The organism is Billgrantia campisalis, from assembly GCF_022341425.1.
In the GTDB taxonomy this organism is placed as follows: domain Bacteria; phylum Pseudomonadota; class Gammaproteobacteria; order Pseudomonadales; family Halomonadaceae; genus Halomonas; species Halomonas campisalis.
Genome location: NZ_JABFUC010000015.1, coordinates 1 through 13,051, shown reverse-complemented (window position 1 = coordinate 13,051; position 13,051 = coordinate 1). Strand labels below are relative to the sequence as shown.

At 65.2% G+C, this 13,051-nt stretch carries 11 protein-coding genes and 1 pseudogene; 8 read left to right on the top strand and 4 right to left on the bottom strand.

Annotation, left to right across the window (positions count from 1 at the left end):
* Positions 1 to 383 precede the first annotated feature (383 nt).
* The 5 genes from HOP52_RS16265 (at position 384) to nirD (ending at position 6,730) form a co-directional block, all read left to right on the top strand.
* Entirely contained in the window at positions 384 to 989 is a 606-nt protein-coding gene (locus tag HOP52_RS16265; RefSeq protein ID WP_238978463.1) for an ANTAR domain-containing response regulator, read from the top strand.
* 89 nt (positions 990 to 1,078) lie between these two features.
* Entirely contained in the window at positions 1,079 to 2,104 is a 1,026-nt protein-coding gene (locus HOP52_RS16260; RefSeq protein WP_238978462.1) for a CmpA/NrtA family ABC transporter substrate-binding protein, read from the top strand.
* A 285-nt stretch (positions 2,105 to 2,389) separates the two neighbouring features.
* Positions 2,390 to 3,697: an NAD(P)/FAD-dependent oxidoreductase gene (locus tag HOP52_RS16255; protein WP_238978461.1), complete on the top strand. Its 1,308-nt coding sequence runs from the start codon at positions 2,390 to 2,392 to the stop codon at positions 3,695 to 3,697.
* On the top strand, positions 3,694 to 6,222 hold the full coding sequence (nirB, locus tag HOP52_RS16250; protein WP_238978460.1) for a nitrite reductase large subunit NirB: 2,529 nt from the start codon (positions 3,694 to 3,696) through the stop codon (positions 6,220 to 6,222). The genes HOP52_RS16255 and nirB overlap by 4 nt, the downstream gene beginning before the upstream one ends.
* Before the next feature lie 109 nt (positions 6,223 to 6,331).
* Positions 6,332 to 6,730, top strand: a complete 399-nt coding sequence (gene nirD, locus HOP52_RS16245; protein ID WP_238978459.1) for a nitrite reductase small subunit NirD — start codon at positions 6,332 to 6,334, stop codon at positions 6,728 to 6,730.
* 68 nt (positions 6,731 to 6,798) lie between these two features.
* Here the strand turns inward: nirD and nosP are convergent, their stop codons facing one another.
* A complete protein-coding gene (gene nosP, locus HOP52_RS16240) occupies positions 6,799 to 9,159 on the bottom strand; it encodes a nitric oxide-sensing protein NosP (protein WP_238978458.1) in 2,361 nt (786 codons plus the stop codon).
* Between the two features lie 259 nt (positions 9,160 to 9,418).
* On the opposite strand from nosP, the gene HOP52_RS16235 reads away from it, so the two are divergent.
* The 3 genes from HOP52_RS16235 to HOP52_RS16225 all read left to right on the top strand — a co-directional run bounded on the left by HOP52_RS16235 (position 9,419) and on the right by HOP52_RS16225 (position 10,971).
* A complete protein-coding gene (locus HOP52_RS16235) occupies positions 9,419 to 10,159 on the top strand; it encodes a dienelactone hydrolase family protein (protein ID WP_238978457.1) in 741 nt (246 codons plus the stop codon).
* 89 nt (positions 10,160 to 10,248) lie between these two features.
* Positions 10,249 to 10,698 (top strand): GNAT family N-acetyltransferase, encoded by a 450-nt coding sequence (locus HOP52_RS16230; RefSeq protein WP_238978456.1) that lies wholly within the window; start codon positions 10,249 to 10,251, stop codon positions 10,696 to 10,698.
* A gap of 81 nt (positions 10,699 to 10,779) precedes the next feature.
* Complete coding sequence (locus tag HOP52_RS16225) at positions 10,780 to 10,971, top strand: alpha/beta fold hydrolase (RefSeq protein ID WP_238978455.1); 192 nt, start codon at positions 10,780 to 10,782, stop codon at positions 10,969 to 10,971.
* 144 nt (positions 10,972 to 11,115) lie between these two features.
* Here HOP52_RS16225 and HOP52_RS16220 read toward each other — a convergent pair whose 3' ends face one another.
* The 3 genes and pseudogenes from HOP52_RS16220 to HOP52_RS16210 form a co-directional block, all read right to left on the bottom strand.
* Positions 11,116 to 11,268, bottom strand: coding sequence for an MOSC N-terminal beta barrel domain-containing protein (locus HOP52_RS16220; protein ID WP_238978454.1), 153 nt, complete (start codon positions 11,266 to 11,268; stop codon positions 11,116 to 11,118).
* Between the two features lie 502 nt (positions 11,269 to 11,770).
* Positions 11,771 to 11,884: pseudogene (locus HOP52_RS19735) on the bottom strand (transposase); the annotation flags it as partial.
* Between the two features lie 32 nt (positions 11,885 to 11,916).
* A complete protein-coding gene (locus tag HOP52_RS16210) occupies positions 11,917 to 12,417 on the bottom strand; it encodes a hypothetical protein (RefSeq protein ID WP_238978453.1) in 501 nt (166 codons plus the stop codon).
* Positions 12,418 to 13,051: the final 634 nt, after the last annotated feature.

The window sequence follows — 13,051 nt, the reverse complement described above, 5'->3', positions numbered from 1 at the left end:
CCGGGGTCGTGTTGAGAGGGGGCGTATTGGCGGGCGTCGTTGCCGTTCGGGCACACAACGTGGCGCCCTGTCGAAATTCACCTGACACGTATCAAGCAGAATGCATGCCATACCGTGAATAACCTGACACTTTCAGCGAGATGGCACAGATCACAGGGGCCCTTTGGTCGCCCGCGATGCTGCTACGCACCATAAGCAGGCACGAGCGAGAGCCCCATGCACCAGGCCGGTGCCGGGAAGCCGCTTGCAGCGCGACGGCTCAGCGATTTTCCTCGTCGAAGGCCTGCCAAAAGCGGCGGAAGACGCCACCGAAGCTGCAAGTGGAATACTTCTTGCTTAATGGACACAGACACAGAGCCTAAGCCAGACACGAGCGACGACCTATGCCCTCCCCCCTGAACATACTGCTGGTCGACGACGAAGTGGTTCGCGCCGCCATGGTCGAGGAAGCGCTGATGGCCGAGGGACACCGGGTCATCTGCCGGCTCACGAGCCCCGCCAGCCTCAACGAGATGGTCGCGCGCCACCAGCCCGACGTGGTGATCATCGACATGGAATCGCCCGACCGCGACACCCTCGACAGCATGGCGCTGCTAAGCCGGGAGAACCCCCGGCCGGTGGTGTTCTTCGCCGATGAGCACGACTCCGACACCTTGAAAGCGGCCCTCAAGGCCGGGGTCAGCGCCTATGTGGTCGACGGCCTGGTACCCGAGCGGGTCGAGGCCATCGTCGAGGTGGCCATTGCCCGCTTCGATGCCTTCCAGAGCATGCGCCAGGAGCTCGACCGCACGCGCAACCAGCTGGCCGAGCGCAAGCGCATCGAGCGTGCCAAGGGCCTGCTGATGAAACACCAGGACTGCGACGAGGAGCAGGCCTACCGCATGCTGCGCAAGCTGGCCATGGACCGCGGCCAGCGCATCGCTCAGGTGGCCGACAGCGTCATCGATATCCTCGAACGCCTGAACATGCGACCGCCCGATGCGCAGTAGGAGACCCCGCCATGGCTAGCGCGGACCTTTCCCCCAAACCGCCCGAAGGAAACGACCATCCACAGAGGGCAACCATGAAGAGGGCGACCATGGAGACATCCCAACCCCCGGAACTGCCACACCTGACCCTGGGCTTCATTCCGCTGCTGGACGCGGCGCTGCTGATCATCGCCCGCGAGTACGGCTTCTTCGCCGAGCAGGGGCTGGAGGTCACGCTGTCCCGGGAGAACACCTGGTCCACGCTGCGCGACAAGGTGGCCGCTGGCCTGCTCGACGGCGCCCAGATGCTCTCGCCCCTACCGCTGGCCATGAGCCTGGGCCTGGAGCGCGCGCCCTGCGATACCCTGGCCCCCGTCACCCTGTCCCGCAACGGCAACGCCCTGGTGCTGTCCACGGCGCTCGCCGACGCCTGCGGCGCCGCAGGCGGCACGCCGCCCCGCGCCAGCGCCCGCGCCCTGGCCGCCTGGCTCGCCGAGCACCCCCGCCGCCGGCCCCGGCTGGCCATGGTCTACCCCTACTCTTGCCAGCACTACCTGCTGCGCGAGTGGCTGGCCCTGGGCGGGCTTGACCCGGATCGCGACATGGAACTGGTGGTGCTGCCCCCGCCGCGAATGGTGGCGACGCTGCGGGAGGGCGCCATCGACGGCTTCTGCGTCGGCGAACCCTGGGGCAGCCTGGCCGAGCACGACGGCGTCGGCCAGATTGTCGCCGGCGGCGCCGACCTGTGGCCCGACCATCCCGAGAAGGTACTGGGTGTGACCCGCTCCTGGGCCCGACGCTACCCGGCCACCCTGACCGCCCTGATCCGGGCGGTGGTGGCGGCCAGCCAGTGGCTCGCCACCGCCCCCGACCACCAGCGCCAGGCCCGCGACTGGCTCGCCCTGCCCCCCTACCTCGACCGCTCGGTGGGCCATCTCGACGACCTTCGCCTGAACAGCGCCCCGCTGTACCAGCGCCTGTTCGGCGAGGGGGTGCTGCGCCCCGACATCGAGGCCATGGGCCGGGTGGCCGACCCGCTGGCCCGTCACCTGGCCGGCAGCGCTCGCCGGCTGGATATTCGCACCCTGCACGAGTGCTACGCGCCCGTGCATTTCGATGCCGCCATGCACCAGTGATGTGCACCGCGTGGATCGAAGCGCACCACCCGGCCCCACCGAACCAGCCATAGACAACTGAAAAACAAGGACAAAAACCAAAGAAATGGCGCCCTGGCCAGGTTCTTGAAAGAAACCTGGAAGAACCTGGAAGTCGAACCGCCCGGTGATCAATGGCGATCACCTTCGACACACCGACATGCATTGGACGAAGGCGTCCCAGCGCACCCTCCTCCGGGAGGCGACGCGCCGGGGCGCCTTCGTTTTTTTCGTGACCCTTATTCGACGCTGCGGAGGCGCCAGACCATGCACCAAGCCACCTACCCACCGACCGAACACCTGGTGATCGTCGGCAACGGCATGGCCGGCCATCGCCTGGTGGAAGCCCTGGTCGGCAAGCCGGGGCGCCCGTCGCGGATCACCGTGATCGGCGAGGAACCCGACCCGGCCTACAACCGTATCCTGCTCTCACCGCTGCTGGCCGGCGAGATGGAGCGCGACGCCCTGACCCTGCGCGACGCCAACTGGTACGCCGACCAGGGCATCGAGCTGATCCTGGGGGAGCGGGTCAGCGACATCGATCGCCAGGTCCAGCGGCTGACCACCGATGCGGGCCGCACCCTGGCCTACGACCGCCTGGTGCTGGCCACCGGCTCGAGCCCGGCCCGTCCGCCGGTGCCGGGGCTCGAGCTCCCCGGGGTGCACGTCTTCCGGGACCTCGATGATGCCGAAGCCCTGATTCACTACAGCCAGAACCCGGCCGGCGGGCGCGGCGGCAGCGCCGTGGTGATCGGCGGCGGGCTGCTGGGCCTGGAGGCCGCCGAGGGGCTGCGTAAACGCGGACAGGGCATGCGAGTCAGCCTGCTGCAGCGCGACGACCGCCTGATGAACCGCCAGCTCGACGCCACCGCCGCCGGCCTGCTCGAAAGCGAGCTGCGCGAACGCGGACTCGACATCCACACCCACGCCCAGCTCGAGCGCTTGGAAGCCGGCGCCGACGGCCGCGTAGGCGCCGTGCACCTGGCCGACGGCACCCGGCTCGCCGCCGACTGCGTGGTGGTGGCCATCGGCATCGTGCCCAACGTGGCCCTGGCCCGTCGCGCCGACCTCGACGTGAACCGCGGCATCGTCGTCGATGAGACTCTCACCAGCGCCGACCCGGCGATCCACGCCCTGGGCGAATGCTGCGAATTCCAGGGCACCACCTATGGCCTGGTGGAGCCGATCTGGCGCCAGGTGGAGGTGCTCGCCGCCCACCTGGCCGGCGAGACGGTCGACGGCTATGTCGAGCAGCCCAGCGCCACCAAGCTCAAGGTCAGCGGCGTGTCGCTCTACGCCTTCGGCCCCATTGATCCCGACCCCGAGCACGAGGTGCTCGCCTATCACGACCCCGAGCAGGGCGACTACCGCCGCCTGCTGCTGCGCAATGGCCGCCTGGAGGGCGCCGTGCTCTATGGCGATACCGCCTCCGGCCCCTGGTACTTCGAGCAGGCCCTGGCCGGGGTCGACCTCGGCCCCTGCCGCGCGGCCCTGCTGCTCGGCGCCACCGACGCCCAGGCCCTGCTCGACGAATCGAACGAATCACCGCACTGCCCCGCGAAGGAGGCCGCATGAACACGCCCGCTAAACCGCAACTGATCGTCATCGGCAACGGCATGGTCGGCCACCATCTGGTCGAGCAGCTGGTCGAACAGGGCGCCACCCAGCGCTACGCCATCACCGTGTTCGGCGAGGAGCGCCATCTGGCCTATGACCGGGTGCACCTCTCCGAGTACTTCAGCGGCCGCGACGCCGACTCGCTCGCGCTCTCCACTCGGGAGTACTACGCCGAGCACGGCATCGAGCTGCGCCTCGGCGAGGCGGTCTTCGCCATCGACCGGGACGTCGGCGAAGTGGTCACCGACCAGCACCGCTTCCCCTACGACCGCCTGGTGCTGGCCACCGGCTCCACCCCCTTCGTGCCGCCGATTCCCGGCAACGACCGCGAAGGCTGCCTGGTCTACCGCACCCTGGAAGACCTCGACGCCATTCGTGACGCCGCAGACAGCGCCACCACCGGCGTGGTGGTGGGCGGCGGCCTGCTCGGCCTGGAAGCGGCGGGCGCCCTGCGCGGGCTCAACCTCGACACCGCCGTGGTGGAGTTCGCCCCGCGCCTGATGCCGATGCAGGTGGACAGCGAAGGCGGCGAGCTGCTGCGCGAGAAGATCGAGGCGCTGGGCGTGCAGGTGCTCACCGGCCGCGCCACCCAGGAGATCATCGACGGCGAGGCCAGCCGCCACCGCATGGTGTTCCAGGACGACAAGGTGCTGGAGACCGACCTCATCGTGTTCTCCGCCGGCATTCGCCCCCGCGACGAGCTGGCCCGCGACTGCGGCCTGGAGATCGGCGAGCGCGGCGGCGTGGTGATCGACGACAGCTGCCTGACCAGCGACCCGGCGATTCTCGCCGTGGGCGAAGTGGCGTTGTGGCAGGGCAGCATCTTCGGCCTGGTGGCCCCCGGCTATCAGATGGCCAAGGCCGCGGCCTCCACCCTGCTCGCCTCCCCCGGAGAGCGCCCCGGCGAGGCCTTCCGCGGCGCCGATATGAGCACCAAGCTCAAGCTGATGGGCGTGGACGTGGGCTCCATCGGCGACGCCCACGGCGACCGCACCCCCGGCGCGCGTCAGTTCCGCTTCCTCGACCCCATCAAGCAGCAGTACCGCAAGCTAGTAGTATCCAGCGACGGCAAGCGCGTAGTGGGCGCCATGCTGGTGGGCGACAACAGCGTCTACGACACCCTGCTGCAGTACTACGCCAACCGCATCGAACTGCCCGAGGACCCGGCCGCACTGATCCTGCCGGCCGGCGGCGACGCCGCCCCCACGCTGGGGCCGGACGCCCTGCCCGACACCGCCATGATCTGCTCGTGCCACAACGTCACCAAGGGCGATGTCTGCGCCTCCATCGATGGCGGCGCCGTGGACCTCGGCGCGGTGAAGGGCTCCACCCGCGCCAGCACCGGCTGCGGCGGCTGTGCCGCGCTGCTCAAGACCCTGGTGGACCACGAGCTCGAGAGCCGCGGCGTGGAGGTCGACAAGTCGATCTGCGAACACTTCCACTACACCCGCCAGGAGCTCTACGACATCGTGCGCGTCGAGGGCATCAAGACCTTCAGCGAGCTGATCGAGAAGCACGGCTCTCCCCAAACCCAGGGCCTTGGCTGCGATATCTGCAAGCCGGCGGTGGCCTCGATACTCGCCTCCTGCTTCAACGAGCCGATCACCGACGCGGCTCACATCCCGCTGCAGGACACCAACGACACCTTCATGGCCAACATGCAGAAGAACGGCACCTACTCGGTGGTGCCGCGGGTGCCGGGCGGCGAGATCACCCCCGACAAGCTGGTGGTGCTGGGCCAGGTGGCGCAGAAGTACGAGCTCTACACCAAGGTGACCGGCGGCCAGCGCATCGACCTGTTCGGCGCCCGCCTGGAGGACCTGCCGGCGATCTGGGGCGAGCTGATCGACGCCGGCTTCGAGACCGGCCACGCGTACGGCAAGTCGCTGCGCACGGTGAAGTCCTGCGTGGGCAGCACCTGGTGCCGCTACGGCGTGCAGGACAGCGTGGGCATGGCGATTCAGCTGGAGCACCGCTACAAGGGCCTGCGCGCGCCTCACAAGATCAAGTTCGGCGTTTCCGGCTGCACCCGTGAGTGTGCCGAGGCCCAGAGCAAGGACATCGGCGTGATCGCCACCGAGAACGGCTGGAACCTGTATGTCTGCGGCAACGGCGGCATGCGCCCGCGCCACGCCGAGCTCTTCGCCACCGACCTCGACGACGAGCAGCTCTACCGGATCATCGACCGCTTCCTGATGTTCTACATCCGCACCGCCGACCGCCTGCAGCGCACCTCGGTCTGGCGCGAGAACCTGGAAGGCGGCCTGGACTACCTCAAGGAGGTGATCCTCGAGGACAGCCTGGGCATCAATGAGGAGCTGGAACGGCAGATGCAGACCGTCATCGACGCCTACGAATGCGAGTGGGCGGGCGCCATCAGCGACCCGGAGAAGCTCAAGCGCTTCCGCAGCTTCGTCAACGACGCCCGCCCCGACCCGGACATCATATACACCAGCGAGCGCGGCCAGCTAAGGCCCGCCTAACGGCACCTCCTGGCTTTGTGGGAGGCCGATTCATCGGGCGAAGCAGCGCACAGCGCCGCCCTTACTGGATACCTGGCCTCGCATTTGCCGAACGAACAAGGACACTTCCATGAACACCGCAACCGCAGCCAAGACCATGACCCAAACCTGGCAAACCCTGTGTACCCGCGCCGACCTGGTGCCCTTTTCCGGCGTCGCCGCCTGGGTGGAAACCCCGGAAGGCCCCGCCCAGGTGGCCCTCTTCTACCTTCCCCACGACCCGAGCACGTCGCAGCTCCCCGGCCGAACCCAGGAGCTCTACGCCATCGACCACCACGACCCCTTCTCCGGCGCCAACGTCATCGCCCGCGGCATCGTCGGTGATATCCAGGGACAGCCCGTTGTCGCCTCGCCGATCTACAAGCAGCACTTCCGCCTGGAAGACGGCCAGTGCCTGGAAGAGGAGAGCGTGGCGCTGCGCACCTGGAAGGTGTGCTTCAAGGGCGATGAGGTGTGGATCGAGGCGTGAGAGATGAGAAGCCGCCAGCGCTGCAGGGCGCGGCGGCTCCGGATAGGCTGGATCCGCGCATCGGCGGGTTATTGCGGCCGTTCAAGCGCTGAGGCGCTTTCGTCCGAGGAGGCACGCCGAACCGGCAGCCAGATGGTAAAGGTCGTCCCCGCACCGCGCCGACTATCCACCTCGATGCGGCCGCCGTGCTTTTGCACGATGCCATAGGAGAGCGACAAACCGAGACCGGTCCCCTCGCCCACCGGCTTGGTGGTGAAGAAGGGATCGAAGATCCGCGACTGCAGCTCGTCTGGCATTCCCTTTCCATTGTCGGCAAAGGTGAGCCAGACCTGATCGCTCTCGCAGCCGGTTCGAACGGTAATGGTGCCATGCTCTTCGATCGCTTGTGCCGCGTTGACCAGCAGGTTGAGGAAAACCTGGTTGAGCTGTGCCGGCACGCACTCGATCTCAGGCAGTTGACCATACTCGCGCACCACCTTGGCCTTGTACTTGATCTCGTTGGCCGCCACGTTGAGCGTGCTATCGAGCCCCTGGTGGAGGTCGGCGAACTGCCAGTCGGCGGCACCGGTGCGGGAAAAGTCCCGCAGGTCCTGGACGATGCGGCATACCCGTGCGGTACCATCGATAGACTCGGCGAGCAACGAGCCGACATCCTCGCGCAGGTAATCCAGTTCGAGCTCCCTCTTGAGGGCGTCGATTTTCCCCGCGTCCTCGGTCGTCAACGTTGGCTCTAGCGTCTCGTAGGCAGCGATCAATCGCAGTAGATCATCGATGTACTGGCTCAGGGTGTTGAGGTTGGAATTGACGAAGCCGATGGGATTGTTGATTTCATGAGCGATCCCCGCGGCAAGCTGGCCGATGGACGCGAGCTTCTCCGACTGCAGCAGTTGGTTATGGGCTTCCTCGAGCTTGCGGATGAGAACCTGTTGCTCCTCCCTCTCCCGCTCCAGGGCCTCGAGGGCCTCCCGCCGCTCGCGTATCTCTCTCGCCATCCCCTCCTGGGCCAGTTGAAGGGCCTGATTGATCTGCTCATTCTCACGCAGCGCCACCTCCAGCTCGCCGGTTCTCGCTCGTACCTGATCCTCCAGCATCACCGCGGTCTGGAACAGACTGAAGTCCGAGCTGCGCACACTGATGCTGCGCTCGGCACGGTCCATCAGCGCCTGAATCATTCGGTGCAGCCTTGCGGTCTCGATCTGCCGCAGCGGTTCCAGCGGGGGCCCAGCGGCCCGTGAGCTCCGCTGCCGCTGAGGGTGGGACTCGCTCAGGCAATTCGACGATCCACTCATTGCGCTGCGAGGAGAACTGCCAATGGCAATGCCGGTCAGCGTCTGGTTCATGTGAACGCCACCGTACTGTTCACCATAGGTGCTGAAGCCAACCGCACGGTGGCGCATGAAAACCGCCTCCACGGCCGCCTTGCTCTCCTTCTGGGTGACCTCCAGATTGCGCAGGATGCAGTCGCAGGAGAGCACCAATTGCAGTGGGCCAAGCTCATCACGGAGTTGCGCCATCGTCGCCTTCAGATCGGAGACCAGGTCCAGGCCCTGCGCCACGCGCAGAACCAGTCCCTCGTCGATGGCGCTGTAGAAGGTAAGGCTACCGTCCGGCTCGGCCTTCTGAATCGAGCGCACGTAATCGGTGCCATCGATCTGCACCACCACCGGCGCGGCGGCGAAATGACCGGGATCGAGCACGTCCACTGTGACGCCGATCAGATCGGCATAGGCCTGGGCGGCGGACATGCCGTTGATCTCGTGTACGACCCGCCGTTCCGTATCGGCCCGGGTAACCACAAGACGCTCCTCCTGGGAGAGAAAGTGCTGGGTCTTGAACAGGCGGAACGCAAAGTCCGTGTTCAGCAGAACCAGTACGGCACTGTCGCGGTGGAAGACCCCGTCATGGTAGACCCCGGTTTGGGCGAAGCGCAGGTCATCCCCAGCCGAGCCACCCACCAGCACGATATCGCCCAGTGTCGTTTGCAGCGTTTGTGCCACCTGCTCTTCGCGCACGGAAAGGCCATCGATCAGAAGGAAACCAAAGCTGTTGCCACCGCTTGGCCTCGTGGTTCGCGCCTCGAGGTCTTGCAGGAGCGACTGGCTGAATGCCTGACCCCGGCCGATGCTGAATCGCTGCAGGGAATCCAGCCGCCCCGTCACCGCCGTACAGCTGCCAGCCGGAAAGCTGACGCCAGTGAGCGTGTGGTCGCGATACCCCAAGGGGCCGATTTCACCCGCCGTGGTGCAGCCCACCACCGGTATGTCGCCGAACAGGCAACTCATTTCGTCGGCCAGCGCCGTCAAGTCATAGTGGCTCGAACAGAAGAACATCACCAGCTCGGTATCGGGCTGAATGACACCCTGGTAGAACTCGCGAACGGCGCTGCGGGCATCGCCTGCGCAGGTCTGCATGCTCAAGATCTGGCTCATGGCGCCTCCGTCAGTGACCGTCATCGATCGGCAGGGTCAGGGTATCACCTAACCCCCGGCTCACTGACTGCGCGGGTCAGCGATTCACTCAACGCTCGGCATTGTCAGAGCAGGCTGTACGCCCCCAGGCCGGCACGCTAACCGGCGATCGGCACAAGCGCCAGAAATCGGCCAGGAGCGGAAGAGAAACAGCCTCGTCAACAGGGCCCGTCTCTGGTTAGATGCGTCTTGGATCCCATCGACACCCCGGAGCCCGCCCATGTCTCGCGCTATCGACATTCCCGCCGCCGACGGCACCATCGACGCCCATGTCTTCACGCCCGGGAACGCCGCAGGTCCACTGCCAGCAGTGGTGCTGTTCACGGATATCGGCGGCCTGCGTCCCTGCTATCACGAGAAGGCCCAGCAGATCGCCGACAACGGCTATGCCGTGTTGATGCCCAACGTCTACTACCGGGATGCGAGAGGCGCCGTCGTGCCGGCGGGCAAAACCTTCCGCGATCCGGACGTGCGTCCCACCCTGTTCGAGTATGCCGGCCACCTGACGCCCGAGGCGCAATGCCGCGATTTCGCATCCCTGCTCGGCTGCATCGATAACGAGGCCGAGTTCGCGGACGGCAAGATCGGCGTGGTCGGCTACTGCATGACCGGCGCCTTCGCGCTGCGCATGGCGGCCGAACACCCCGACCGCATTGCCGCCGCGGCAGGTTTCCACTCGGCCCGGCTGGCGGAGGCCGACGACCCGAACAGCCCAGTCCACGTAGTCGGCAGCATCGAGGGGCGCGTCTATCTCGGCCACGCCGACAAGGACGAACTGCTGCCCCCCGAGCAGATCGCCCGCATGGACGAGGCGCTGGCCAAGGCCGGCGTACACTTCACCACGGAGCTCTACAAGGGTGCCGCCCACGGCTTCACGGCCAAGGACGCCCCCTCCTTTGACGCAACCGCCGACGCCCTGCATCACAAGCGGCTCGCCATGCTCCTGGAAGAGACGCTGTAGGAAGCAGCTTCAGCTCGCGACAGCGGTGATTCGCCGAGGCGCCCGGCATGCCACACTACACAGATCATATCCCGTCTGGAGTCATCACGATGTACGTAGAGCTGAAGGACGTCACGCGGGAGAACTTCGACGCCATCATCACGCTGGAGGTCGCGGAATCACAGCGCGACTATGTCGCGAGCAACCTGTATTCCATTGCCGAGTCGAGCGTCCATCCGACCTATCGACCCCGCGCCATTTATTGTGACGGGGAAGTGGTCGGCTTTCTGATGTACGAGTCCTTCGACCACGATGGTAGGCCGCCCGCCTACAATATCTTCCGTCTCATGGTCGATCGGCATCAACAAGGAAGAGGCATCGGGCACAAGGCCATGCGGTGTGTGGTGGACGAGATCCGGGCAAAGGGTCCCTTCGAGCGGATTGCGATCTGTTACGTACCAACCAACCAGGTCGCCCGGGACTTCTACGCCAGCCTTGGCTTCACCGAGACCGGGCTGGACGAGGAGACCGGCGAGGTCATCGCCGAGATCAGGGGTTGACGAGAACGAGCGGCGGCCAGGCTGATGCTCACCGCCGATGCGGCAACCTCGCCAGCCACGAATAATGATAGGGAGAGCGTCATGAGGGGCTATGCGTTACACGGCGTGGGTTACTTGGGGCTGATTCTGCTGTTGGCGCTTACCAATCAAGCGCTGGCAGCCGAAGTCAACTGGCCACGAATGACCGACTCAGCGGACGGTGTGCCGATTGCCTACGAAGTGCAGGGTAGTGGCGAACCGACGCTCATCTTCATCCATGGCTGGAGCGGATGATCGGCACGCCACCATAATGTCGCTGGAGGAGTATGAAACCCTGAAGGAAACCGCCTACCTGCTGTGCTGTCAACGCCACTGAAGGTTGTCCGGATTTCCTCACTGTGCAGTTCATCATATTGACGGTGACACCGCCCGACTCATTCATGCAGCTGGCATACTTTCCGGAATAGAGCTCGTCTGCCGAAGCCACTGGGGCGATTTCCAGGCAAGCTCCTCGGCCGTGAGCACGGCTTCGTCGAGCCTGATGCCACCCAGCGACTTGACCGGATAGATATTGAGTTGGGTAATTTTCATAGCCGGGTGGTCCCACGGCAAATCTGCTGGTCGAACTGGCAAAGATTCATTTAAATTGGATATCTGTCTACCTCTGTCATGGAGCGAGTGTACCAGAGCTCGCGTGGTTGCCACTCCGGGCGGCTATGCCCGGTATACCGTGGTTGTCAACGCCAGTGCTTCTCTCCTAAGGAACCGCTGATCAATTTTCAGCTTGGCAGCTGATGCGCTTAGTGCGGTTAATTCAATGATCGCTGGCGCGGTGGTTGTACCACTCTGAGCCCTTCAGCCGCTCAAAGACGAATTGATCAGTGGTTCCCTAAGTGGTTGTGCAGTGAATCTCCAACAAGGAACACGCGCAACCTATTGATTTTAAATCGAACTGCCGAAAATGCTGCGCGAAAATATTTGCACAGCCACTTATGTTCGAAACTCTCAGGGCTGCGAGAAGGGCTTACCGAAGAAACCGTGGGGCGTGCGCTGGTGCGGTTCCAGGCGTTGGGTCTGCTGGCGATCCATGGAAGGGGGGCACCTCGAAGCGGGCGGCCAGCTCCGAGGTCGTCTGGTCGCCCTTGAAGGCGGCGAGGGCCACCTTGGCCTTGAAGTCACTGCTGTAGTGCCGACGTATCTTGCTCATGATCAGGCACTCCTGGTCGATCTGATCAGAGCTTAGCGCCTGGTCCGATTTTCGGGGACCACTTCATTCCACTGTGCACGAAACTCCGCAAGGACTTGGCATTCGGCCTGCTTCTGCCTGGCGAATGCCTGTAGGATGCGGTGGAGCTCGGAGGTGGCGTTGGTTTCCAGGAGCCGGTCGTAGAAGCGCCGCGAGTGGCAGGCGGCGTCTAGGGTTTGGTCGAGCCGCAGGGCGGCCATGGCATCGTCGACGATGAAGAAGTGCTTTGCGGTCTCGGACGTTGAGGGTGGGGGCAGGCGCCGGTCGGCGGCGACGCAGGCGCTCAACTCCAGCTGCTCGGCCACCGAGCGCAATCGCTCGAGACGCTGTTCACACTCCATGCCCAGCGTTGCCATCAGCCGGCTGACGTGTCGCGCGGTGGGCAAGAAGCACAGGGCGGTTCTGCGGTAGCGATGCATCTCGGCGAGCTCATGGTAGCTGGCCAGGGTGAGCTGCTCCTGTGGCAGCAGGGTGAGGGCTGTCAAATCATTCATGGTGTGGGATTCCTGCCTTATTATAGTGGTCGATACCCCGAGGCTGGGCCTAGGGGAAACCACCCCTACAACCACTCCTAGAGGTGAAGCCTGCGCCGCCACGCCCGGTGTGCCGCTCGCGCTCGTGTGAAAACAGGCGCTATCATTGCAGAGCGATAAGAGTGCCATGGGTCGGTTCCCCGTTCCGGCGCCCCGGTGGGACGGAATTTCCTGACCTGCCGCTTGCGTCTTGGCGCGTACGAGCGTAGTGGCGTGACGGGATCGCTTCTGTGCGCTGGCGTACATAGCATGGGCTTCGGTTCCTGCGCGCCTGCCTCCTCACGTCAACCACCATCAGGCAAGCTCACTTTCCGGACCCTGGGGTCGGGGCTGGCTTACCGATACGGGAGTATCAGCCATGGTCCTGCCGCATGATCCTCGTCAGAATCACCTGCTGGCGGCCCTGCCGAGGGATGAGTATGAGCGCTTGGCGCCCCACCTCGAGGGGTCGAACTGACGCTGGGGGATTCGCTGGTGTCAATGGCCATCAGAAATGACCCACCAGCGGTCAACAAAATTGACCCACCCATGACCGTCAGCTGAGCGTCTTCTGCTTCAGCCGGTAGCTCTCCCCGCCGAGCAGGTAGAGGTGTGA

What these genes read in the sequence shown, in the direction of transcription:
- HOP52_RS16265 (WP_238978463.1), top strand. Translation starts at nt 384, where the DNA reads ATGCCCTCCCCCCTGAACATACTGCTGGTCGACGACGAAGTGGTTCGC.
- HOP52_RS16260 (WP_238978462.1), top strand. Translation starts at nt 1,079, where the DNA reads ATGGAGACATCCCAACCCCCGGAACTGCCACACCTGACCCTGGGCTTC.
- HOP52_RS16255 (WP_238978461.1), top strand. Translation starts at nt 2,390, where the DNA reads ATGCACCAAGCCACCTACCCACCGACCGAACACCTGGTGATCGTCGGC.
- nirB (WP_238978460.1), top strand. Translation starts at nt 3,694, where the DNA reads ATGAACACGCCCGCTAAACCGCAACTGATCGTCATCGGCAACGGCATG.
- nirD (WP_238978459.1), top strand. Translation starts at nt 6,332, where the DNA reads ATGAACACCGCAACCGCAGCCAAGACCATGACCCAAACCTGGCAAACC.
- nosP (WP_238978458.1), bottom strand. Translation starts at nt 9,159, where the DNA reads ATGAGCCAGATCTTGAGCATGCAGACCTGCGCAGGCGATGCCCGCAGC.
- HOP52_RS16235 (WP_238978457.1), top strand. Translation starts at nt 9,419, where the DNA reads ATGTCTCGCGCTATCGACATTCCCGCCGCCGACGGCACCATCGACGCC.
- HOP52_RS16230 (WP_238978456.1), top strand. Translation starts at nt 10,249, where the DNA reads ATGTACGTAGAGCTGAAGGACGTCACGCGGGAGAACTTCGACGCCATC.
- HOP52_RS16225 (WP_238978455.1), top strand. Translation starts at nt 10,780, where the DNA reads ATGAGGGGCTATGCGTTACACGGCGTGGGTTACTTGGGGCTGATTCTG.
- HOP52_RS16220 (WP_238978454.1), bottom strand. Translation starts at nt 11,268, where the DNA reads ATGAAAATTACCCAACTCAATATCTATCCGGTCAAGTCGCTGGGTGGC.
- HOP52_RS16210 (WP_238978453.1), bottom strand. Translation starts at nt 12,417, where the DNA reads ATGAATGATTTGACAGCCCTCACCCTGCTGCCACAGGAGCAGCTCACC.